This is a genomic window from Nesterenkonia rhizosphaerae (assembly GCF_039544555.1).
Taxonomy (GTDB): Bacteria; Actinomycetota; Actinomycetes; order Actinomycetales; family Micrococcaceae; genus Nesterenkonia; species Nesterenkonia rhizosphaerae.
On the sequence record NZ_BAABLW010000007.1, the window covers coordinates 552,319 to 573,505 of the forward strand.

Genomic DNA, 21,187 nt, shown 5'->3' on the forward strand with positions numbered 1-21,187 from the left:
GGAGCCGCCAACCGGATGACGGTTCAGACCAACCACACCAACCAGGACATCACCGGCACCGTTGCCGGCAGCGGCCACAACTGGGACCTCAACGTTGAGGCGGTCCATCGCCTGGAGCAGCCAGAGGTCGAACGCGAGACACTCAGCCAGCAGGAACAGGAGCTTGTGCAGGAATTGCGCCAGTATCTGCACGGATCAGCACACGCTGAGGTCTACTCCACACAATGGGCAGCGGTTCCGGGTCAGGACCGTTCAGCGTTTACAGAGATTCGTGACGGTCTAGAACGTCACCTGCAGGAGAGTCTGGAACAGGCACTGGACCCGTCAACTCCCTCACCGGGTACTGTGCCCTCACCGGGTACTGGGTCGTACCAGGAACCTGTTCAGCAGGGCCGAGACAATGGCCACCACGATTCCGCCCAGGACAGCGGCCCAGAACCCGTCCACCTCGAAGGAGGACCATGGCAGAACGCTGGTCAACCAGCCGGTCAGCAGCAGCATCAGCGCGTTGATGACGATGGCGAACAAGCCCAGGGTCAGGCAGGTGATCGGCAGGGACAATAGCGACACGATCGGTTTGATGGTCACATTCACCAAACCGAAGATCGCGCCGAAGAACAGATAAGACAAGATGATGTCCCCGGTGCTGTCACCTGCTCCGCTGCCGCTGATCCCCGGGACAAGCCAGGATGCTGCCCCCAGCGCAAGAGCGTTGAGAATGATGGCCAGTAAGATTCTCACAAGCATCATCTTCTCATGAGGGGGTAGCAGCACACCATGACCCAGAACGGCAGCACCCAGACGCCCAGTAGCGGCCCGACACACGGCAGCACCCAGACATCAGGCAGCAACCCAGTATCGGGCATTCTGCCCCGACCTTCAGTGGCAGCCCTGCCCGCATACGCCGCCGGCAAACCGCCGGTCCCGGCGGAGGGACTGACTCCGTTCAAACTCTCATCCAATGAGAACCCGCTGGGTCCAGTGCCCGCAGCTGCCGAGGCAATTGCAACTGGCCAGGCTCTGCACCGCTACCCCAACCCGGGAGCTGAGAACCTGCGCGCAGTCCTTGCCGAACACCTTCAAGTCCCTTTCGAGGACATCGTGACCGGCACTGGCAGCCTGGGTGCACTGACTCAGATCATCAATACCTTCGCAGGCACCGATCCGAGCGGGCACCAGGACGAAGTCATCTATGCGTGGCGCTCCTTCGAGGCTTATCCGATCGTGGTGCGCACGGCCGGGGCGAAAGACGTCACTGTCGCCGTCACTGAAGATGGTCGACACGATCTGCCCGCGATGCTGGCTGCGATCACTGAACGCACCAAAGTCATCCTGCTGTGCACTCCGAACAACCCCACCGGGCCGGCGCTGAGCCACACCGAAACTGAGGAATTCCTGCAGCAGGTGCCCGGCAACGTCGTCGTTGTCATTGATGAGGCCTACCAGGAGTTCGTGCGCAGCTCCGACCCGGTGGATGCGCTGGACCTCTACCGCCGCTATCCCAATGTGGTGGTCCTGCGGACGTTCTCCAAGGCGCACGGTCTGGCAGCGCTTCGCGTGGGCTATTCGATTGCCGGGCAATCGATCACCCAGCATCTGCGTAAGACGGCAGTGCCCTTCGGGGTCAACGCGCTGGCTGAAACTGCCGCCATCGCCTCGCTTCAAAACCTCGAGCAGGTTCATGAGCGCGTGCAGCAGATTGTGGAGGAGCGACAAAGAGTGACCACCGCACTGGCAGATGCCGGATGGCAGATACCAGAGACCCAAGGCAACTTTGTCTGGCTGCCGCTTGGCGAGGCGGCTGCGGACTTCGCCGCTGCTGCGGGGGCCCAGGCGCTGGCCGTGCGGGCCTTCGCCGGTGAAGGAGTGCGGGTCACCATCGGTGAGCCAGAAGCCAATGACCGATTTATCGCGTTGTGCAGAACCTACAGCGGCACCGGTGCAGCCGACTGACACAATGAGGCCCATGGAACCTGTCCAGCTGCTCTCCCCTGATGGCACGCTGCGCGAGGACGAGCGCTACAGCCCGTTCCTCGAAGCGCTTGATGACGCCGGTCTGCGCGACCTCTATCGCCATATGGCGTTGGAACGCCGCTTCGATCAGGAGGCCACCTCCCTGCAGCGTCAAGGCCAGCTTGCCCTCTGGGTACCCGCACTCGGCCAAGAAGCCGCGCAGGTAGGAACTATCGCAGCGCTGAAGCCCACTGATCGGGTGTTTCCCACCTACCGCGAGCATGCCATGGCGCTCTACCGCGGCATCAGTGCAGAAGAGCTGATGGCCACTTTCCGCGCCACCAAACACGCCGGCTGGGACCCCCACGCCTACAACTTCCACGGCTACAGCATTGTGCTCGCCGCGCAGACTCTCCACGCTGCCGGTTGGGCCATGGCGGTGAAACAGGATGAGCGACTCGGCCTGCGGGCACGGGACAAGGCCGCCGATGAGATCGTGCTGGCCTGTCTGGGAGATGGCGCCTCCAGTCAGGGCGATGTGCACGAATCCATGGTCTTCGCCAGCTCCTACGAGCTGCCCCTGCTCTACTTCATCCAGAACAACCACTGGGCTATCTCGGTCCCCACGGCCACTCAGTCCAGGCACCCACTGGTGCACCGGGCAGACGGCTATGGGTTCGAAGGCGTGCGGGTGGACGGCAACGATGTGCTGGCCAGCTACGCCGTGGCAGCGGAAATGGCCCAGCAGATCCGCAGCGGATCAGGGCCGAAGCTCATCGAATCGGTGACCTACCGGATTGGCGCCCACACCACCGCCGATGACCCGACCAAGTACCGCAGCGACGACGAGGTCCAGGCATGGACGGCCAAGGACCCGATCACCAGGTTCCGCAGCTGGCTGGAATCCGGTGACCGTGCAGACCAGGCCTACTTCACCCAGGTGCAGGAAGAAGCCGAAGAGCTGGCCACCGAACTGCGCCGAGCCGTGCTGGCCATGGAATCCATCGACATCGAGCGCGTCTTCGACACTGTCTACGCCGAACCGCACCGTCAGGTCGAGATGGAAAAGGCTTGGCTGAAGGACTACGAGGCAGGCTTCGCAGAAGCTGGGGGAGATAAATGAGCCGCGCGACGCGTGAACAGGACACCGGCACCGAGTCCGCCGTGCAGACCATGCCACTGGCAAAGGCCATCACCGCAGCCCTTCGCGATGAGCTGGCAGCTGATGAGAAGACCCTGCTGATCGGCGAAGACATCGGCAAACTCGGCGGCGTCTTCCGGGTCACTGACGGGCTGCAGGCCCAGTTCGGTGAGCATCGGGTCATCGACTCTCCGCTGGCTGAATCCGGCATCATCGGCACCAGCATCGGAATGGCCATGCGCGGCTACCGGCCAGTGGCGGAGATCCAGTTCGACGGCTTTGTTTTCCCAGCGTTCAACCAGATCACTACTCAGCTGGCGAAAATCCACAACCGCACCGACGGCGCCCTGACCGTCCCGGTCACCATTCGACTGCCCTATGGCGGGCATATCGGCTCCATTGAGCACCACTCCGAATCCCCGGAGGCGCTCTTCGCCCACACCGCCGGGCTGCGTGTGATCACGCCCTCCAATGCCCATGATGCGTATTGGATGACCCGTCAGGCGATTGTCAGCGAGGACCCGGTCATCATCATGGAGCCCAAGCGCCGCTACTGGCTCAAGGGTGAAGTGGATACCGCCAATCCGGCGCCGGACGCCTTCCGCGCTCAGGTGCTGCGTGAAGGCAGCGACATCACCATCGCCACCTACGGTCCGCTGGTCCCAGTAGCCCTGGCCACCGCGGAAGTGGCCCAGCGTGAGGGGCGCAGCGTAGAGGTCATCGACGTGCGCTCTATCAGTCCTCTCGACGATGAGACCATCGCTCGTTCCGCCGCCAAGACCCGCCGACTCGTCGTCGCCCATGAAGCGCCCACCTTCGGCGGATTCGGCGCGGAGATCGCTGCACGGGTCACCGAACGCGCCTACCATCGCCTAGCTGCCCCGGTGCTGCGGGTAGGCGGCTTCTACATGCCGTATCCGCCTTCAGGGCAGGAAGACCGGTATCTACCCGATATTGACCGTATGCTCGAAGCCATTGAACGCAGCTTCGCCTATGGAAGGACTCGCTGAAATGACGCAGACCTTCAACCTGCCCGATGTCGGCGAAGGCCTGACCGAGGCCGAAATCGTCTCCTGGAAGGTCCAGGTGGGTGACACCGTCGCCATCAATGACGTGATCTGTGAGATTGAAACGGCTAAATCCCTGGTGGAGCTTCCGGTGCCATTCGCCGGAGAAGTCCAGGAGCTGGTGGCCGCCGAAGGCGACACCATTGAGGTGGGGCAGCCGCTGATTCGGATCAGCACAGGTGCAGAGCACGACGGTGCTTCACCGGCTTCTTCCCCTGTGGATTCCGCCCCTTCGGAGGCTGAGTCGACGAGCCCCGCCCCCCAGGCGCAGAGCCGTGACTCAGCCGGGGAGAATCAGGCGTTGGTGGGCTCAGGCCCGAAGGCTGACGTAGCCAAAGCCCGCCCCCGAGTCCGTGCCACCGTTCCGGATCTGATCGATGCGTCCGAGTTCGACGACGACGTGCCGGCTCCTCAGCAGGGCTTTAATACCGGAGATATCGCAGACATCGTGGCCAAAGCCAGCCCGCCGGTGCGCGCACTGGCTAAGCGGCTTGGCGTTGCGGTCTGGGAGCTGGTGGGATCCGGGCGCAACGGCCAGATCACCCGTGACGACGTCGAACGTCAGGCCCGCCAGAAGAAGGCTCAGCGCGAATCCGGCAAAACACCTGCCGCCGGTGCGCCGGTACCGCAGGGGCGTCGTCTTCCCTCCGATGTGGGCCTGCTCTACGACGGCCCCCGCGAGGACAAGATCCAGGTGCGCGGAGTGCGCAAAGCCACAGCACTGAACGTGACCGCATCGGCTTCCACCGTGCCGCACGTCTCAGTGTTCAAAGAAGTGGATGTCACCCGCACCATGGAGCTGCGGCAGGCGCTGAAGAACGAGCCCTCCTATAAGGGTCTCAGCGTTTCCCCGATGCTCTTCGCAGCCAAGGCCATTATCTGGGCGGCGCGGAAGAACCCGCAGATCAATGCCACCTGGCATGACACCCATTACACGCTGCGCAACTATGTGAACCTCGGCATCGCTGCAGCGACGCCGCGCGGACTGGTGGTCCCGGTGATTCACGAAGCCCACACTTACAACACTCAGGGGCTGGCTGCAGCGATTACCCAGCTGACCGTTGATGCTCGTGAAGGCAAGACCACTCCGGCAGAGATGCAGGGCGGAACCATCTCCATCACCAATATTGGCACTCTAGGACTGGACTCAGGGACCCCGATTCTTCCTCCGGGGCAGGCCTCTATCGTGGCACTTGGCGCAGTGCGCAAGAAACCCTGGGTTGTGGATGGTCAGATCGTCCCACGCGATGTCATGGTGATCGGTGGGTCCTTTGATCACCGGCTCATCGACGGCGACCTGGCCGGTGCCTTCATTGCTGATGTGGCTGCAGTGATGGAGCAACCAGGACTGCTCATCGACTGAGCCTTTAGTTCATGGAGTCTCTAGTTGATCTCAGTGATGGTCAGCGGGGCGCTGTCTTCCAGCCCCCAGGTCTGGGCCAGTGGCACGTCACCGACCAGGACCTCGGCCGAGGCGGCGCCGGTGGCGGCGCGGGCTGTGGTTTCAATCTGCTTCAGAATCTGCCAGGACTCGCAGTAGCCGGGGGAGACCGGCACCCCGCCGAGGGCAACCGTGACCTGCCCGCCATGCAGTTCCACTGACTCCACGCTGAGCTCAGCCGACCCAGCCAGCGGATTGGAATAGCCGGCCCGAACGTGGGTGCTGGTCTGCAGAGAGAGTAGGTACTCCAGGGCGGAAACGGCCGGATCCTCGGTGCGCAGCGGAACCGTCTCCACAATGGAGAGCACATTGCCGCAGCCGAAGGGTTCAGTGCGCGCGATTTCTGCATCAGATACCGCAGTTCCGTCCTCCGGCGGGGCCGAGGCAACCAGGGCCACCGGCATCCTGATCAGGTCATCGGATTCGAACTCCGGCTGCCGCAAAGGGTTCTCCGCGCCTTGCTGGGTCTCCGCCCCCTGGTTCTGATCCGGATCTGCGTCCTGAGGTGTAGGGGAGCCACATGCTGTGGCGACCAGAGCAAGACTGATTCCGGCGGCCACAAGCCTGCCGCGCGTCATCGTGGAGATCATTGAATCAGGATAAAGGAAAGCGCGCGATGAGTCTGTTCGGCAGCACTGTGACGGCCATTGCAGAAGACCGAGATCGACCGTCATTATCCGGCAAACGGGCCAGGCTGAAGCCGGCTCTCGGGTAGGCTGAGACCATGCCAATCCGGAACCGTCGAGCCGCTGCTCTGCCCGCCAAACTCTCCCGCTCCTGGCTGCTGATCAACGCAGCCAAAGAGGAAGATTACGCGCCGGGTCTAGCCAGCGAGGCGGACTCGGTCATCTTCGATCTTGAGGCCTCGGTACCGGATGAGAAGAAGGACGCTGCCCGTGCCTCAGTGCTGCGGGCTCTCAACGGTGGAATGACCGCCTGGGTGCGGATCAGCCCCACCACGTCCCGGCACTGGGAGGACGACGTCGCAGCACTGGCCGAGGCCGAGGGGCTGCGCGGTGTCATGCTCGCTGAGACCGAGCGCCCGGATCAGGTCACCTACACCGCTATGCGGCTGCGCGCCGGCACCCCGGTGATTGCCCTGGTGGAATCAGCACTGGGCGTGGAGAACGCCACGCAGATCGCCTCAGCACCGGGCACATTCCGGCTCGCGTTCGGCACCAACGATTTCCGTAAAGACACCGGTGTCTCCACCGATCCGATGGCTCTGGCCTACGCGCGTTCACGCCTGGTCATCGCCTCTCGCGTGGGCGGATTGCCGGGGGCTATCGATGGGCCCGCCGAAGCCAACGCCGATGAGGCCGCCATCGCCGAAGCCTGCCAGGTGACCGCATCCATGGGCATGACAGGGAAGCTCTCGCTCAACCGCGCCCAGGTGGAACTGGTCAATAAAGGCCTCAGCCCCTCCGAAGATGAGCTGAACTGGGCACGCGAGCTGATCGAAGCCCACGAAAAGGGCGCCTCCATTGGCGACGGTTCCTACCTGCCGCGACTGGCGCGTGCGCAGAAGATCGCCAGCCTCGCTGATTCCTACGGTCTCTGGAACGCTTAAACCCCCTGGTGGAAGGCTCCAGCTGCAGCATGTAACCTCAGTCACATCACTGGTGATGCGATCAGGAGGTTGGTGTTGGGCAGAGAGACCTATACGGGCGACGTCGCTTTTGAAGTCCGCGGCCACCTGGGGATGATCACGCTCAATCGGCCCAAAGCGCTCAACGCGCTGACCCAGCTGATGTGCGAGTCCATCCTCATCCAGCTGCAGGACTGGGCCGAGGACCCGACTGTCGCTCAGGTGCTCATCCGCGGTGCCGGAGACCGTGGTCTTTGCTCAGGCGGAGATATCTCCAGCGTCTACCGGGACATGCTGGAGCACCAGCCGCGGGACGGCGGGGGGCTGCTGCCCGAATCCACCCCGAGCTACGCTGCGGCGATGCCGGCTGAAGAGTTCTTCGCAGTGGAGTACCGGATGAACCTGACCATCGCTGAATACCCCAAGCCCTACATCGCGCTGATGGATGGTGTGGTGCTCGGCGGCGGCGTGGGAGTCTCCGCCCACGGCAGTCACCGGGTGGTCACTGAGCGCAGCCGGGTTGGCATGCCGGAGACCACCATCGGGTTCTCCCCGGACGTGGGCGGTACGTACTTGCTGCCGCGTTCCCCCGGCAACACAGGACTTCACCTCGGGCTTACCGGTATTCACCTCACTGCCGCCGATGCCATCTTCACCGGCCTCGCGGATACCTTTGTGCCTGCCGAAGCTCTAGAGGAACTGACCCAGCAGCTCACTGAGCACCCCGTGGATCAGATACTCCCGCGCTATGCCACGCATCCTGGAGACTCTGCAGTGGAACAGGATGCCGAATGGATCGATGCCGCCTATTCCGCAGGGACCGTTGAGGAGATTCTCGAGGAGCTGGAAGAGCACAGTTCCAGCTACCCAGGTGCCCAGCAGGCCGCGGCAGCTTTACGCGCTAAGAGTCCGACGATGCTGAAGGTAGCGCTGGAGGCCATCCGCCGGGGTGCTCAGCTCAGCCTCTCTGGAGCCCTGGCCCAGGAGTACACCATTGCGATACACGCCTTGCGATCCCATGACTTCCGGGAGGGAATCCGGGCACAAGTGATCGACAAGGACCGCACCCCGCGGTGGAGCCCCGGACAACCCGAGACTGTGGATGAGGACCTCGTTGCCCACTACTTCACCCCGGTGCCGGGCAAACTCTTAAGTCTGGAGTGAGCCCGTGCGTGCCCGTCACACTCGGCGGAGGCCGTAGTCATCCTGAAAGTATGGAGGCCTACGGGGAGTCATGCTGAGCATAGAGGGGTGCTGATGGGGGAAACACATAGCGCGCAGAGCGAGCCCGAATTTGTCACCAGTTATCAGGAATCGGTGCGCACCGGTAAACCTCTGCGCGGGGATGATGGCACACTCATCTATACGCACTTTAATAACCGTCCGCGTCCACACTTCACGCTCGATCCGTTCCACCGGGTGCTGTTCTGGGGGTCGGTCATCGCCCCCACTGTTCTTATTGTGTGGTTCATACTGCGGCTCATCAGCGGTTCACTTGCCGAAGAAGTGCCCCTGCATTATGGGATCGATGGTCAGCCCACTCGCTATGGTTCGCCGCTGGAGGCGCTGATACCGCTAATCCTGCTGGCTGGTTCGCTCTACGGCATCGCTGTGCTGACGCGCTACCCTCGGATCTACAACTTCCCCTTTGAGCTCAATGAGCATAATGTGCAGCGCCAGTACCAGAACGCAGTGCAGATGATGATCTGGATACAGGTGTCGATGGCGCTGGTTCTACTGGCGATGCTTCTGGACTTCCAAGGTATGAACATCCTGCTTCCACTCATGTCTGCGGCTATGGTCATCATGATCGGTTCTTTGGTGGGGGGCATCTTCCGGATGTACCGCCTGCGTTGATGCAACTTCCCAGGAGAAGGACGAAACATGCTGGAATCAGCCGCGGCTGAAGGACTCGCCACAGCGCTCATAGGCCTGGCGCTGGTGCTCGGCGTCGTCGGCGTGATCCTTCCGGTACTGCCAGGAAGCCTGATCATCATCCTGGGGCTGCTGACCTGGGGTGTGCTGGTGGGAGGCCCCTTGGTATGGACTGCTGCAGTGATCGGTGTGGTGCTGGCGATCTGCGGTTGGAGCGCTTCAACGGTGCTGACAGGTCGTGCTCTGCATCGCGAAGGGATACCGCGCGGCCCTATCCTCATCGCGGTAGTGGTCGCATTGGTCGGGATGATCCTGCTGCCACCCTTGGGGCTCTTTATCGGATTTGCTGCAGGGCTCTTTGGCGCTGAGGCGGTACGCCGGGACTATGACTTCCGAGCCGCAGGCGCTGCGAGCCTTAAGGCACTGCGCGCTATGGGACTGGGCATCCTCGTGGAGTTTGCTCTGGCGGGGACTGCGGTATCCGTTTTTGTCTTGGCCGCGGTGATACATTTCCTGTTCTGAGATCCGCATTTTCCTCTCCGGCGGGGCTGACTGGGCCTGAGCTGTATATGATCTGTTGACAGGCTTTTGCGGGTGGGGGATCAAGGACCCTGCTGCAGTCGTGCAGGTGCCCATCAGGCCGGCCAGACCCCCGGGAGGACGTATGGAGAGTGCCGAAGCATCGGCAGCGCAGCCGCTGCTGCGCATCTCCTCACCCGTGCTGATCCTGGCAGGACCTTCGCCGGCTTCCAATGAACTGACCCGGAGGCTGCGTGCCCTGGACGTCAAAGTCCTCAGCGCCCCCAGTGGATCTGCCGGATTAGGCATAGCGGAGGAGGAGGGAGTGAACCTCCTGGTGGCTGATGGCCGAACCTCACGTCGCGTCAGTGACCTGCAGGAGGCTCTATCCGGAATCCGGAGTGCGCGACCGGACTTGGTTGCGCTGTTCTGGGTCGATGCGGAGGCCGAGGATGCCGAGGTCCTGCAACTGTGTACCAGCGCTGATGACCATATGACCGGCACGGTGGGCGTAGCTGAAGCCCTGCGTCGGCTGCATCTGCTCAGTGGGAGGCTCCCGGAGCGGCGCGAGGGAGAACGTCTGGTGGTAGGGGACCTCGAACTGGATACCACGACCCGCACGGTGACCCGGGCAGGCCGGGATATCGATCTCTCGGATACTGAATTCCGGCTACTTCGACTCTTGATGCGGCATGCACGCACAGTCCTGCCCAAGGCGGAGATTCTCCAGCAAGTCTGGGAGTACGACTTCGCGGGTCAGGCCAATATCGTCGAGCTCTACATCAGCTATGTGCGCAAGAAGATCGAGGCCGATATGCCGCGCATGATTCATACCGTCCGCGGCGCCGGGTATGTGCTTCGGCCTGCTGTGGTCCAGGAGGATCCCACCGGATCAGCAGGCTAAAAGGGTCTGACGCACCTGCCGAATCGGCGTCGGCTCATCCGTGCAGACGCCGGGAGAGGGTCAGCGAACCGACACCGAGCCCGATGATCAGCAGCGCCACAATCGTTAACGCGGCTGCCGCGTGAGCGTCCATACCTGTCAGTGCCAGATCATCACCCTCATCTTCAGAGTCAGTATCAGACTCTGGGAGCTCGCTCTCTGGCGTCTCTCCAGGTGTGGCAGAAGCTGTGGGCTCAACGCCAGCTCCCGGCAGCCAGGGCAGCATCGGGATACCTGGAACAGGGAGGAGAATGCTGGGCCTCTCTGGCCCTTGGCTAGGTGACGGGGCGCCCGGCACACTCGGCGGTACAGCGGTGGGCTGGCCATCGACAATCGGCGGCTCTGCCGGAGCCGCGGTTCCGGGCTGTTCGGTGGCAGGCTGCTCGGTAGCAGGCGGAGTGGTACCTGGTGTAGGAGTCAGTTCGGGGGACTGCGGCGGGCTGGTGGCACCCTGATCCGGGTCAGGAGATGCGGGGGGAGTAGGGCTCGGTGTCTCTCCGTAGACGGTGAAGAGAATCTGGCACGTTGCTCGCTGGCCCTGCGAGTCGGTGCCTTCAACAGTGAAGAAGTCCTGTCCGGTGCCCACATAGCTCGACGGCGCGGTGTAGGTCACTTCATTGCCGCTGAGGCTGATACTGCCACCCAGCTGCGAACTAGTAGAGCCCAATGCCAAGGAGGTTCCCGGGGGCGCACTGATGAAGACGGAGACCGAAGCGCCGGGAGGCACGCTGGAGTTGGAGCATTGGATGTTCAGGGGCGCCGGTTCAGGAGACGGCTCTTCCGGTGGCTCAGTGGCGTCGTCGTCCTCGTCGCCCTCAGGAAGCGGCGATGTGGTCGGCTCATCCGCCGGACCTGGATCCGGTGTCGGCTCAGTCGGCTCCTGAGTGTCCTCGCCTTCTTCCTCGTCGGCGGTGGGCGAGGGCTCAGCAGTCAGAGCGGCCGGGGAAGAAGCATCTTCCGGGGCAGCAAGAGCCGCAGCAGGGGCGCCTAGGACCAGCGCGCTGATCAGCGCGCAGCAGGCGGCAGTGCGTTGGATAGGGGCAGCCACGGTGACAAGTTTACGTCAGGGCAGCAGTGCAAAGTGCCTAGGCCAGTCGCGCCGGCGGAGACTTGGTCAGAGCGGGGTCGTCCTGGGCCAGATGACCGACCACCGCATCAATGGCCTCCATGGTGGAACCATCCAGTTCGACACCTGCTGCGGCAACATTCGAAGCAATCTGCTCGGGACGTGAAGCCCCGACCAGGGCGGACGCAACATTCGGGTTCTGCAGCACCCAGGCGATGGCCAGCTGGGCCAAGGTGAGGCCATGGTCCTCGGCAATGGGCTTCAGCTTCTGTACCGCAGTCAGGATCTCCTCGGTGAGGTACTTCTCAATGAACTGCGCACCGCCGTCCTTATCTGCAGCACGGGAGCCCTCTGGCCAGGGCTGGCCCGGCAGGTATTTGCCGGTGAGCACGCCCTGAGCGATGGGGGACCACACGATCTGGCTGATGCCCAGCTCCTCAGAGGCAGGGATGACCTCGGGCTCGATGACTCGCCAGAGCATGTTGTACTGCGGCTGGTTGGAAATCAGCTGAATGCCCAGTTCCTTGGCCAGCGCGTGACCGGCGCGCAGCTGTTCGGCGTTCCACTCGGAGACGCCGATGTAGAGCGCCTTGCCCTGCCGGACAACATCGGCGAAGGCCTGCATGGTCTCTTCCAGCGGAGTCTCGAAGTCATAGCGGTGAGCTTGGTAGAGGTCCACATAATCGGTGCCCAAACGCTGCAGGGATCCGTTGATGGACTCCATGATGTGCTTGCGGCTCAGCCCAGTGTCGTTGTGTCCCTTGGGGCCAGTGGGGAAGTAGACCTTGGTGAAGATCTCCAGGGACTCGCGGCGCTGGCCCTTCAGCGCGTCGCCGAGTACCTGCTCCGCCACGGTGTTGGCATAGACATCAGCAGTGTCGAAGGTGGTGATACCTGCCTCGAGCGCGGCATGGACGCATTGGGTGGCGACATCCTGCTCGACCTGCGCACCGTGGGTCAGCCAGTTGCCGTAGGTGATTTCTGAGATCTTGAGACCGCTGTTGCCGAGGTGCCGAAATTCCACGCTTGCTCACTTTCGTTTCGAAGTCCCTGCCAAGTGCCCTAAGCCTATCGTTGCACAGTGACCGGGGCCATAGACTTTTCCCGGTGAGAATAGAGGTGCTTGGACCTGTTCAGCTCGGGGACGACGACGCCGCTGTCGTAGAGGTGCCCGAGCGGAAAGTCCGTGCCCTGTTGGCGGCCCTGACTGCCGCCGGAGGTGCGACAGTTTCCGTCGACGCCTTGATCGACAGTGCCTGGGGTGTGGGCGTGCCGAGCAATCCGCAGCGGGTGCTGCAGGCCAAACTCTCTCAGCTGCGATCCCTGTTGGACGCTGCCTCTTCGGGCGGACGGAGTCTGCTGGTCCGCTCTCCCAGCGGCTACCGGCTAGCGGTGACGGCGCAGAACTGCGACGCCACCGAGTTCCGACTAGCGCTCAGTACCGCTTCGGCGCTGCCTGCCGGGCGGCAGCGGGCCGAGTTGCTTGAATCTGCGCTGAACCTGTGGCGGGGGAGCCCATATGGAGAGTTCACCGATGAGCTCTGGCTCACCGCGGAGGTTGCGGGACTCCAGGAAGCCAGAATCCAGGCTGTGGAGCTCTGCGCTGAAGCGTGGGTTGCTGCAGGCGCCCCGGAGAAGGCACTCGCTCTGGCTGCTCCGTACTTTGCGAAGCATCCCACCAGGGAAGGGCTGGCGAAACCCCTGTTAATGGGTAATTACCTCACGCGGCGCTTGCCGGAAGCCTTGGCTGTTTATGAGCGCGTGCGCAGCCACTTGGCTGACGAATTCGGTGTAGATCCCAGCCCTGAGCTGAAGGATCTACACCTGAGCACTCTGCGACAGGACCCTCAGATCGATCCACCAGGGCGGTCTGAGGGTCTCTGGCGCCAGTCCGTCCAGGGCGACGCTGGTGCGCAGCCGCCCTGCGAAGGCCGCCTGCCTTCCTATTCGTCGCCGTTTCTGGGCAGAGCCGACGAGGTGCGCGATGTCCGTGCCCTGCTGGCCAAGCACCGGCTGGTGACCCTGCTGGGCATCGGCGGCATCGGAAAGACCCGGCTGGCGGTCCAGGTCGCTGGGTCCCTAGCTGCCGAGCAGAAGGTTGGAACATGGTTCGTGGACCTTACGGAGGTCCCTCGGCATGGTTCGGGTACGCGTGGGGAACCGACTCGGCGTGTGGAGGGGCTGACTGCGGCGGCGATCGGTCTTACCGCCGACTGGCAGAACAGTTCGGATCTTTCCGTCCGCATTGCTGCAGCCCTGGAGGACCGCCAAGCGCTTCTGGTGCTGGACAACTGTGAGCACATTATCGACGAGGTGGCGGCTTTCGCCGACGGGCTGATGCGGAGAGTCCCTGGAGTGCGGATACTTGCTACCAGTCGGGAGCCGATGAGCCTTGCTGAGGAGCAGCGATACTTGGTGCCGCAGTTGCCGGTCAATGTCGGGACTGGCCCAGCGGTGGAGTTCTTCCTGACTCGGGCCCAGGCTGTCAGCGGAGGGGTTGAGGCGGACTCGGACACCGTGGAGGCCGCGGCTGAGCTGTGCCGCAGGCTGGATGGGCTGCCGCTGGCGCTGGAGCTAGCCGCAGCGCGCACCAGCACGCTCTCGGTGCCGGAGCTTCTGGAGTGGATCACCGACCGGCTGGACTTGTTGGCCCGGCCAGACCGTGCCGCACCCCGCCGGCAGCAGACTCTGCGCGGCATGCTGGACTGGAGCTGGTCGCTGCTGCAAGAAGAGGACCGGGTGCTGCTGCGCCGCCTGGCAGTGCATCCAGTGACCTGGCGGCTGGAGGTCATTGAGCAAGTCTGCTCGGATACGCAGAAACTGCCGCGTCGTCGGGTGCTTCCCGTCTTAGCCGGGCTGGTGGATCGCAGTCTAGTCACCACGGTGCACGTGGACGGGAGAACAAGCTATCGGCTGCTGGAGACCGTAGGCGCCTACGCGGCGGAAAAGCTGAGCGCGTCAGGGGAGAGGGACATCGTGGCTGGCCGGCATCTGGCCTACCATCGCAACCTGGTCGACTGCGCCCAGGGCTACCTGTTCGGCCCGCGCACCCGGGAATGGATGCAGCGACTGGATGAGGCCCGTCCGCATCTAAGCCGCGCCGTCGATGAAGCACTGCTTCGTCAGGACGGGGCCAACGCCGTTGCTCTGGTGCTTGCTACTTTCTGGTTCCGTTGGATGACCGGGCGCATCGGCTCATTAATCCAGGAACTCGCGGCTGCTTCGGACTGCCCCAATCCCGGGCAGAGTTCGGAGGAGCTCAATGCTCATGCCCAGGTGGTCGTGCTGGCCAGAACCGTGGAGGACACACCTCGCGCGGCCAAGGTGAAGCAGCTGCTGGCGGCACTGGATGCGTTCAGCCCTGACCAGCAAGGGCAGCTGGCCCGTATGCAGGTCCAGTGGTTTGCCGCCAGTGCAATGTTCGGCAGTGCAGAGCACCGGGATCGGGGACGGCAGCTGGCTGATGAAGCGATCCAGTACCTGCTGGCCGCGGGAGAGACACGGGCAGCTGCCTTCGCCAGTACCCAGCGGGACTGGTTCCTCCTGGAGTTCTGGAATATGCCTCCTCAGGGGATGCCGTGTGGGTTCGACGCCGAACAGATCCTCCGGTCTCACGGTGATGACTACGGTCTGACTCAAGCTCTGGGCGTGCAGCATCTTTGGGCCGAAACCGAGGGTCGCCACGAAGAAGCCCAACAGCTCGCGGATGAGGTGACATCACTGAGCTCGAGGCTCGATCTCGACGGTGAGGCTGCCTTCTGGCATTCAATCCAGGCGGTTCTGCGGTTGCGTGCTGGTGACCTCATCGCCGCGCAAGAGCAGTTGGAGCACAGTCGGCAGCTGGCCAAACGGGTGGCCTTTGTCTACTGCATGAGGCTCAACGACGCTGTGGCTGCCATGCTCGCAGAGCGGCGCGGTGAGGACCGCGAGGCTGTGCAGGCGCTGGAACGGTTCTCCGCAGAAGAGAAAGCGAGCACCAGGCGCGCCCTGGTGAGGTATTTCCGCGAAGGAGAGCTGCCCGCGCCGCTTCGGCTCAGCGCTCTCTGAGCAGGTCAGTCTGGCCTGCGACGAGCCATTAAGGGCATCATCAATCCAGCCAGCAGCAGCGATACCAGGGCGAAAAGACCATACCCGGATTGGATGGCGGTGGTGAGTCCTGTCTCTACGGCGTTCATCAGGACCTGCTGCTCGGCGGACTCAAGTAGAGGTAGCACCGCGGTGGAGGCGCCGAAGCTCTCCGAGGCCGAATCTAAAGCTTCCTCCGGAATGTCCGTATCAGCCCAGCTGGCGAGCACCCTTCGGTAGAGCGCCAGGGCGCCGGCACCGAGGAAAGCAAGCGAGGAGGCCATGCTGAGGCTGGAGGCGACATCCTGCAGAGCCGTGGCTGATCCGGTTTTCTCCTCTGGGGCTGCTCCGATCAGCAGCTGCGAGATCAACGCGACCACGGGCGCGATGACCGCAGCGAGCAGGGTCAGCGCCACGATCAGGCCGAGCAAGTTCGCTTCTGGGAGCCACAGAACCAGGACTGCGGCGAGAAGTCCAGTGAGCGCCATCGAGCCGGCCAGAGCTAGCCCCTTGTTGTTGGCTCCGGCCAGAAGCGGTGTGAGCATGGTGCCTGCTGTGCTGGCTAGTGCAGGAGCCAACAGCACCAGCCCGGTTTCCAAGGGACTGAAGCCACGGATGAGCTGCAGGTACTGGGGCAGGAGCATGTCCACCACGGTCATGCTGAACATCAGAGCGCAGAGGATCAGCAGCATCAGTCGCACAGTGCGGATACGGAAGAGGTTGAGATCCAGAAGCGGGTGGGCAGAGGTGTACTGCCGACGGATAAAAAGCACCAGCAGCCCCCCGCCCAGACTGGAAGAGAGCATCGGCAGCCAGGAGAGTCCGGACGCAGAGAGCTCTTGGAGCCCATAGACCAGGGTCACGATGGCCGCGATCGACAGTACGACGGAGACCAGATCGATCCGCACCGTATGGTCTGCATAATTGTGTTCCAACAGAAATGGCCCTCCAATCAGCAGCACCGCCGCGATCGGCACATTGATCAGGAAGACCGCGCCCCACCAGAAGTGTTCCAGGATCAGTCCGGCGACGGGAGGGCCGGCTGCCATGCCTCCGGCGAATGCGGCCATGTAGGCGGCGAAAGCAACGTTGTACTGCTGAGGATCCCGGAAGGTTCGCCGTACCAGAATCATCCCCGCGGGAGTAAATGCGGCAGCAGCTGTGCCAAGCAGCGCCCGGCCGCCGATGAGCATCTCCGGATTGACGGCATAGGCCGCCACCGCCGAGGCAAGGGCGTAAACGGCTACAGCCCCTAGAAGAAGCCGACGGGGGCCGATGCGGGTGGCCAGTAGTCCGAAGGTAATCATCGTGGCAGCGCTGAGGAACTCCCCGATGTGCAGTATCCACAGCTGCTGTGAGCCCACGGGGAGCAGGTCTGCGGTGATCGCTGGCATGGCCAGATAGAGCGCCGTCACGTCAGTGGCAAGCATGAACAGTGGGATGACCATTACGGTCAGACCAGCCCACTGTTTCCAGGTTGCCCGGGGAGTTGCATCGAACTGGGCTGTCCCGGTCATGTCGCCGACTCCGGCTGTATGGGCATGGGGGCGGTAGTCATGATCCTCCTCCAGTAGGTCGGTGCTTCGATGCACTGATTCTCGGAGGAGAGGGTTCTGGGAAAGCTCCGGAAAAGCTCCGATCAGCTCAGACGGTGCCTGGGTCTGTGGCAGCGGCTTTTAACAGGGAGCGGATCGCCTGCTGGCGGGCTTGGAATCCGTTGATCTTTCCTCCAGACTCGCGGGGGAGGTGATGGACCATGTAGAGCATCGCCCACACGGAGCTGGCCAGCCATTCCACGCTGAGCTGTGGGTCGATAGTGCCGTCCTCGTGGCCGCGGGCGATCATCGCGCCGATGCGCAGTTCGGTTTCGTCGGGAGCTTTCGGATCTTCAGTGTCCGCATTGACACCCCACCACCAGATGAGCAGGGAGAGCCCGCCCAGCAGCTCAGTGCAGAGCCGTCGGTAGGCCTCGAAGCCGGTGCCCTCCTCGAGTCGAGCCCTGTCGGCCACCTCTCGCCATGCCTGCTCGGCAGCTGTCTTGGCGGCCTCACGGAGGGCTGCACGATCGGAGAAATACCGGTGAAAGGTACTGCGCGAGACACCAGCCTGCGCAGCGATCTCGGACAGCGGGGCGCTGGGATTAGTGCTGAGCACCTCGATGCCGGCCTCAAGAATGGCGCGACGGGTGCGTTCGGCGGCGGGGGTGTTCTCCGGCATGTCATAAGACTATAGGTCAGAACGAAAAGGCAGAGCCCCATTGTGGTGCACCTATTGACACTATTGGGACAGATGTGTCTCAATAGTGGTTATGAATGACTCACAGTCCGAGCCTGCTCTCGACTCCACAAGCGCTGAGACTGACTCAGCCCCCACATCGGCGCGGCTCCGCATCCTCTGGTCCTTCGCCCGCCCCTATCTGTCAGCACTTCTGGTGGCGCTGCTGCTGGGTCTGCTGACCTCCGCGATGGTTCTAGCCAGTCCTCTGGTCACCGAATGGGTGCTGGAGACACTGGCAGTGGGTGGTTCACTGCGCGACCCGATACTGATCCTGTTGGGGCTGCTGGTGCTCGGGGCCGCCGTCGGGTGGTTCCAGTGGGTGTTGCTGGGGCGGCTGGCCGAGGACATCGTCTATGACGCGCGCCGACGCATGACGCTGCGTTATCTGGGGAGCCGGGTCTTTGATCTGCTTCGGCATAGCCCCGGTGAACTGGTCACGCGCACCACCAGCGATACGGTGCTGCTGAACCAGGCCGCCTCCAGCTCCATCATCGGCCTGATCAACGGCACGGTGACCCTCATCGGCTCGCTTCTGCTCATGGCATGGCTGGATCTGCCCCTGCTGCTGGCCACCTTGGGCGCAGTAGCGCTTGTTTTTGTGTGCTTTGCCGTGCTCATGCCGCGCATCGCCAAAGCTGAAGAGAAGGCCCAGGCGGCACTGGCCGGCCTCGGCACTGAGGTGGAGGGTACGGTGCGGGCGGTGAAGACCGTGAAGTCGTCCTCTGCTGAATCTGCGCGCTATGACGCGGTGATGATCCATGCTGCAGAGTCTCGCCGGCAGAGTATGAAATCAGTGCGAACCCAGGCGGCAGCCTGGACCATCAGCGGGGGAGCCATGGACCTGGCCATCATCGTGGTGCTGGGCTTCGGAGCATACCGGGTGAGCCTCGGGGAGATGGGTGTGCCGACTCTGGTGGCCTTCCTGCTCTACGTCTGGGGCCTGATGGGGCCCATGATGGAGCTCACCCAGAACCTCACCACCCTGCAGTCGGGACTGGCGGCTGCCGGGCGTATCGCCCAGATTGAAAAGCTCCCGGCCGAGGATTCCGCCCTGGAGGTCACGGTCACCGGCCAGGCCGATGACAGTCTGCGACGGGCCGAAGAGCGGCTCGTCGTCGGCGGTCCGAGTGCTACGCCCGTGGGTGCGACGCAGCATGAGGCAGCCTCAGGCACGCCAGTGGTTGAACTGCGCGATGTCACCGCTCGCTATGCCGAAGGAGCAGAGCCCGCCGTCGTCGGCATCGACCTGCAGGTTCCGCGCCGAGGTCACGTGGCCCTCGTCGGCTCCTCTGGGGCAGGCAAAACCACGGTGTTGAATCTGATGCTGCGCTTCTTGGAGCCTGCGAACGGACAGCTGCGACTTCACGGCATGCCCTACGAACAGCTGACCCACGCGCAGGTTCGTCGCGCCTTCGCCTACGTTGAGCAGGAAACTCCGGTGGTGCCCGGAACTATCCGGCAGAACTTGCTGTTCACCAATCCGCAGGCTTCAGCGGAGGATATTGAGGCTGTGTTGGAGAGGCTTCAGTTGGCGCAGAAGATTCAGTCCCTGCCTGATGGGCTGGACACGCCGCTGACCGAGACGAATGTCTCCGGTGGTCAACGGCAGCGGATTGCGCTGGCCCGGGCGCTGCTGGCTCGTCCTGAGGTGCTTTTGCTGGATGAGGCCACCGCGCAGGTGGATGGGATCACTGAAGCCGCTATTCAACAGACCATTGCAGAGGTCGCCACTGTTGGGGCGGTGGTGACCATCGCCCACCGACTCTCCACAGTCCTGGACGCTGATGAGATCCTGCTGATGGATGGTGGCCAGATTGTGGACCGCGGGAGCCACGTGGACCTCATGGGGTCGTCAGGGCTGTACCGCGAGCTCGTGGCGGCGCTGCGGATCGAAACCCAGGCGCGCTGAGCAGGGGCGGGCGTCTGGTCAGGCTGTCGTCTTTCTTGTTACCGGTCAGTCACATAGCATGTGGCTATGAATGTGATCTTCCGCACTCTGCTAATCCTGCTCAAAGCCCGACGGCGCCCTCGCGTCTCTCCCTGGGAGTCCACAGAGATCACCCTCAGAGCGCTGCCCACGGATGTTGATGTGCTGATGCATATCAACAACGGCCAGTACTTTTCGCTCTTTGATCTGGGGCGCTATGACTTGATGGCCAGATCGGGACTGTGGAAGGCAACCCGCCAGCGCGGCTGGCACCCCGTGGTGCAGGCCGAGCAGGTCACGTTCAGAAAGTCAGTGAACTTCTGGACCAAGTTTCAGATCTTCAGCAAGATCATCGGAATGGATGACCGCTGCTTCTACATCGAGCATCGCGTGGTGGTGGAGGGGGAAATCTATGTCCGGGCCTTTGTGGCCGGTCGGTTCATCGGGGATGCAGGGCCAGTCAGTAACGAGGACATCCTGCAGATGGCTCAAGAGCTAGGGCATCCGGCGCCGGCTGACTTTGACGTGAGCGAGGAGCTCCAGCGCTGGCGACGGGAGTCTGCGCTGCCGGCCGCGCGCCGTCCCGCCCCGCACGCCGGGTTCTGAAGCCGCTTGCGCAGAGTGCACCGCGCCCGAACCTAGGCCTGTGGGCGAATGAGGCGGTCGAGCGCTTCCTTCATATGCGACTCCACTGCTTCGACCAGTGCTGCGTCATTGTTCTCTGCGATCGCCTCGGCGATCAGTCGGTGCTCGTGAACCTGATCCTCCGGGTCGCGATAGGTGCCCTCCAGTGCGGTGAGACACATGCGAGTTTCGACCATGAGGGTTTCATGCATCCGTTGCAGTCGGGGGCTGCCGGAGGACGCGACAAGTGTCTCGTGGAAATGCAGATCGGCATCGGAGAGTTTCTCCAGGTCGCCTGCCTCAGCCGCTGTCTGCATGGCGGTGCAGGCCTCTCGCAGGTCAGTCGCTGCTGCTTCAGTGCGCTCCGGATTATCGAGCCCGGCGCGAATGATCAGTCGCCCGCAGGAGGTTTCGATGGCAGTGCGGGCAGTGTAGAGATCACGAATCTCATCCTCGTCCAGTTCTTTGACAAAAAGACCTCTGTTGGGCTCACTGCGCACTAGTCCTTCTTGCACCAGCCGCTGCATCGCCTCTCTGAGCGGGCCGCGGCTGACGCCGAATTGTGCGGCAAGGGTCACTTCCGAGAGCTGGGTCCCCGGAGTCAGGCTGCCGTACATAATCCCCTCGCGCAGTTGGCGGGTAATCAGCCCGGCGGTGGATTCCCGGTGGACCCGCTGGAAAGAGGTGGCAGACATGAAAAC

General features: G+C 63.0%; 19 protein-coding genes. 12 read left to right on the plus strand and 7 right to left on the minus strand.

Annotation, left to right across the window (positions count from 1 at the left end; genetic code table 11):
- Positions 1-351 precede the first annotated feature (351 nt).
- Positions 352-750, minus strand: a complete 399-nt coding sequence (locus tag ABEA23_RS08215) for a phage holin family protein (RefSeq protein WP_345477571.1) — start codon at positions 748-750, stop codon at positions 352-354.
- A 27-nt stretch (positions 751-777) separates the two neighbouring features.
- Between ABEA23_RS08215 and hisC the strand changes: the two genes are divergently transcribed.
- Genes hisC through ABEA23_RS08235 form a run of 4 tightly spaced genes read left to right on the plus strand, consistent with a single transcriptional unit; the run spans position 778 to position 5,524 of the window.
- On the plus strand, positions 778-1,953 hold the full coding sequence (gene hisC, locus ABEA23_RS08220; RefSeq protein ID WP_345477572.1) for a histidinol-phosphate transaminase: 1,176 nt from the start codon (positions 778-780) through the stop codon (positions 1,951-1,953).
- A gap of 13 nt (positions 1,954-1,966) precedes the next feature.
- Positions 1,967-3,076 (plus strand): thiamine pyrophosphate-dependent enzyme, encoded by a 1,110-nt coding sequence (locus ABEA23_RS08225; RefSeq protein ID WP_345477573.1) that lies wholly within the window; start codon positions 1,967-1,969, stop codon positions 3,074-3,076.
- On the plus strand, positions 3,073-4,104 hold the full coding sequence (locus tag ABEA23_RS08230; protein ID WP_345477574.1) for an alpha-ketoacid dehydrogenase subunit beta: 1,032 nt from the start codon (positions 3,073-3,075) through the stop codon (positions 4,102-4,104). Before ABEA23_RS08225 ends, ABEA23_RS08230 begins: the two co-directional genes overlap by 4 nt.
- Position 4,105: 1 nt before the next feature.
- Positions 4,106-5,524 (plus strand): dihydrolipoamide acetyltransferase family protein, encoded by a 1,419-nt coding sequence (locus ABEA23_RS08235; RefSeq protein ID WP_345477575.1) that lies wholly within the window; start codon positions 4,106-4,108, stop codon positions 5,522-5,524.
- A 20-nt stretch (positions 5,525-5,544) separates the two neighbouring features.
- On the opposite strand, the gene ABEA23_RS08240 is transcribed toward ABEA23_RS08235, so the two are convergent.
- Positions 5,545-6,192, minus strand: a complete 648-nt coding sequence (locus tag ABEA23_RS08240) for a hypothetical protein (protein ID WP_345477576.1) — start codon at positions 6,190-6,192, stop codon at positions 5,545-5,547.
- 134 nt (positions 6,193-6,326) lie between these two features.
- Here ABEA23_RS08240 and ABEA23_RS08245 point away from each other — a divergent pair, with 134 nt between their 5' ends.
- The 5 genes from ABEA23_RS08245 (at position 6,327) to ABEA23_RS08265 (ending at position 10,488) form a co-directional block, all read left to right on the plus strand.
- Positions 6,327-7,172, plus strand: coding sequence for an HpcH/HpaI aldolase/citrate lyase family protein (locus ABEA23_RS08245; RefSeq protein WP_345477577.1), 846 nt, complete (start codon positions 6,327-6,329; stop codon positions 7,170-7,172).
- A 72-nt stretch (positions 7,173-7,244) separates the two neighbouring features.
- A complete protein-coding gene (locus ABEA23_RS08250; RefSeq protein WP_345477578.1) occupies positions 7,245-8,354 on the plus strand; it encodes an enoyl-CoA hydratase/isomerase family protein in 1,110 nt (369 codons plus the stop codon).
- A gap of 93 nt (positions 8,355-8,447) precedes the next feature.
- Positions 8,448-9,047: an SdpI family protein gene (locus tag ABEA23_RS08255; RefSeq protein ID WP_345477579.1), complete on the plus strand. Its 600-nt coding sequence runs from the start codon at positions 8,448-8,450 to the stop codon at positions 9,045-9,047.
- A gap of 27 nt (positions 9,048-9,074) precedes the next feature.
- Positions 9,075-9,587: a DUF456 domain-containing protein gene (locus ABEA23_RS08260; protein WP_044493302.1), complete on the plus strand. Its 513-nt coding sequence runs from the start codon at positions 9,075-9,077 to the stop codon at positions 9,585-9,587.
- A 142-nt stretch (positions 9,588-9,729) separates the two neighbouring features.
- Positions 9,730-10,488, plus strand: a complete 759-nt coding sequence (locus ABEA23_RS08265) for a winged helix-turn-helix transcriptional regulator (protein ID WP_345477580.1) — start codon at positions 9,730-9,732, stop codon at positions 10,486-10,488.
- 34 nt (positions 10,489-10,522) lie between these two features.
- Here ABEA23_RS08265 and ABEA23_RS08270 read toward each other — a convergent pair whose 3' ends face one another.
- Together ABEA23_RS08270 and ABEA23_RS08275 are read right to left on the minus strand one after the other, a co-directional pair.
- Complete coding sequence (locus ABEA23_RS08270) at positions 10,523-11,575, minus strand: hypothetical protein (protein ID WP_345477581.1); 1,053 nt, start codon at positions 11,573-11,575, stop codon at positions 10,523-10,525.
- 37 nt (positions 11,576-11,612) lie between these two features.
- Positions 11,613-12,617, minus strand: a complete 1,005-nt coding sequence (locus tag ABEA23_RS08275) for an aldo/keto reductase family protein (RefSeq protein WP_345477582.1) — start codon at positions 12,615-12,617, stop codon at positions 11,613-11,615.
- Positions 12,618-12,700: 83 nt separating this feature from the next.
- Between ABEA23_RS08275 and ABEA23_RS08280 the strand changes: the two genes are divergently transcribed.
- Positions 12,701-15,640 (plus strand): ATP-binding protein, encoded by a 2,940-nt coding sequence (locus ABEA23_RS08280; protein ID WP_345477583.1) that lies wholly within the window; start codon positions 12,701-12,703, stop codon positions 15,638-15,640.
- Positions 15,641-15,645: 5 nt separating this feature from the next.
- Here the strand turns inward: ABEA23_RS08280 and ABEA23_RS08285 are convergent, their stop codons facing one another.
- Together ABEA23_RS08285 and ABEA23_RS08290 are read right to left on the minus strand one after the other, a co-directional pair.
- Positions 15,646-17,250 (minus strand): MFS transporter, encoded by a 1,605-nt coding sequence (locus ABEA23_RS08285; protein WP_345477584.1) that lies wholly within the window; start codon positions 17,248-17,250, stop codon positions 15,646-15,648.
- A gap of 52 nt (positions 17,251-17,302) precedes the next feature.
- Positions 17,303-17,875 carry a TetR/AcrR family transcriptional regulator gene (locus tag ABEA23_RS08290; RefSeq protein WP_345477585.1) on the minus strand — a complete coding sequence of 191 codons (573 nt, stop codon included), beginning with the start codon at positions 17,873-17,875 and terminating at the stop codon, positions 17,303-17,305.
- A gap of 91 nt (positions 17,876-17,966) precedes the next feature.
- Between ABEA23_RS08290 and ABEA23_RS08295 the strand changes: the two genes are divergently transcribed.
- On the plus strand, positions 17,967-19,844 hold the full coding sequence (locus ABEA23_RS08295) for an ABC transporter ATP-binding protein (protein WP_345477586.1): 1,878 nt from the start codon (positions 17,967-17,969) through the stop codon (positions 19,842-19,844).
- Between the two features lie 66 nt (positions 19,845-19,910).
- Positions 19,911-20,468: a thioesterase family protein gene (locus tag ABEA23_RS08300; RefSeq protein WP_345477587.1), complete on the plus strand. Its 558-nt coding sequence runs from the start codon at positions 19,911-19,913 to the stop codon at positions 20,466-20,468.
- A 32-nt stretch (positions 20,469-20,500) separates the two neighbouring features.
- Here ABEA23_RS08300 and ABEA23_RS08305 read toward each other — a convergent pair whose 3' ends face one another.
- Positions 20,501-21,181: a GntR family transcriptional regulator gene (locus ABEA23_RS08305; protein ID WP_345477588.1), complete on the minus strand. Its 681-nt coding sequence runs from the start codon at positions 21,179-21,181 to the stop codon at positions 20,501-20,503.
- Between the last annotated feature and the right edge of the window lie 6 nt (positions 21,182-21,187).

What these genes read in the sequence shown, in the direction of transcription:
- ABEA23_RS08255 (WP_345477579.1), top strand. Translation starts at nt 8,448, where the DNA reads ATGGGGGAAACACATAGCGCGCAGAGCGAGCCCGAATTTGTCACCAGT.
- ABEA23_RS08225 (WP_345477573.1), top strand. Translation starts at nt 1,967, where the DNA reads ATGGAACCTGTCCAGCTGCTCTCCCCTGATGGCACGCTGCGCGAGGAC.
- ABEA23_RS08230 (WP_345477574.1), top strand. Translation starts at nt 3,073, where the DNA reads ATGAGCCGCGCGACGCGTGAACAGGACACCGGCACCGAGTCCGCCGTG.
- ABEA23_RS08245 (WP_345477577.1), top strand. Translation starts at nt 6,327, where the DNA reads ATGCCAATCCGGAACCGTCGAGCCGCTGCTCTGCCCGCCAAACTCTCC.
- ABEA23_RS08295 (WP_345477586.1), top strand. Translation starts at nt 17,967, where the DNA reads ATGAATGACTCACAGTCCGAGCCTGCTCTCGACTCCACAAGCGCTGAG.
- hisC (WP_345477572.1), top strand. Translation starts at nt 778, where the DNA reads ATGACCCAGAACGGCAGCACCCAGACGCCCAGTAGCGGCCCGACACAC.
- ABEA23_RS08290 (WP_345477585.1), bottom strand. Translation starts at nt 17,875, where the DNA reads ATGCCGGAGAACACCCCCGCCGCCGAACGCACCCGTCGCGCCATTCTT.
- ABEA23_RS08235 (WP_345477575.1), top strand. Translation starts at nt 4,106, where the DNA reads ATGACGCAGACCTTCAACCTGCCCGATGTCGGCGAAGGCCTGACCGAG.
- ABEA23_RS08300 (WP_345477587.1), top strand. Translation starts at nt 19,911, where the DNA reads ATGAATGTGATCTTCCGCACTCTGCTAATCCTGCTCAAAGCCCGACGG.
- ABEA23_RS08260 (WP_044493302.1), top strand. Translation starts at nt 9,075, where the DNA reads ATGCTGGAATCAGCCGCGGCTGAAGGACTCGCCACAGCGCTCATAGGC.
- ABEA23_RS08215 (WP_345477571.1), bottom strand. Translation starts at nt 750, where the DNA reads ATGATGCTTGTGAGAATCTTACTGGCCATCATTCTCAACGCTCTTGCG.
- ABEA23_RS08240 (WP_345477576.1), bottom strand. Translation starts at nt 6,192, where the DNA reads ATGATCTCCACGATGACGCGCGGCAGGCTTGTGGCCGCCGGAATCAGT.
- ABEA23_RS08265 (WP_345477580.1), top strand. Translation starts at nt 9,730, where the DNA reads ATGGAGAGTGCCGAAGCATCGGCAGCGCAGCCGCTGCTGCGCATCTCC.
- ABEA23_RS08305 (WP_345477588.1), bottom strand. Translation starts at nt 21,181, where the DNA reads ATGTCTGCCACCTCTTTCCAGCGGGTCCACCGGGAATCCACCGCCGGG.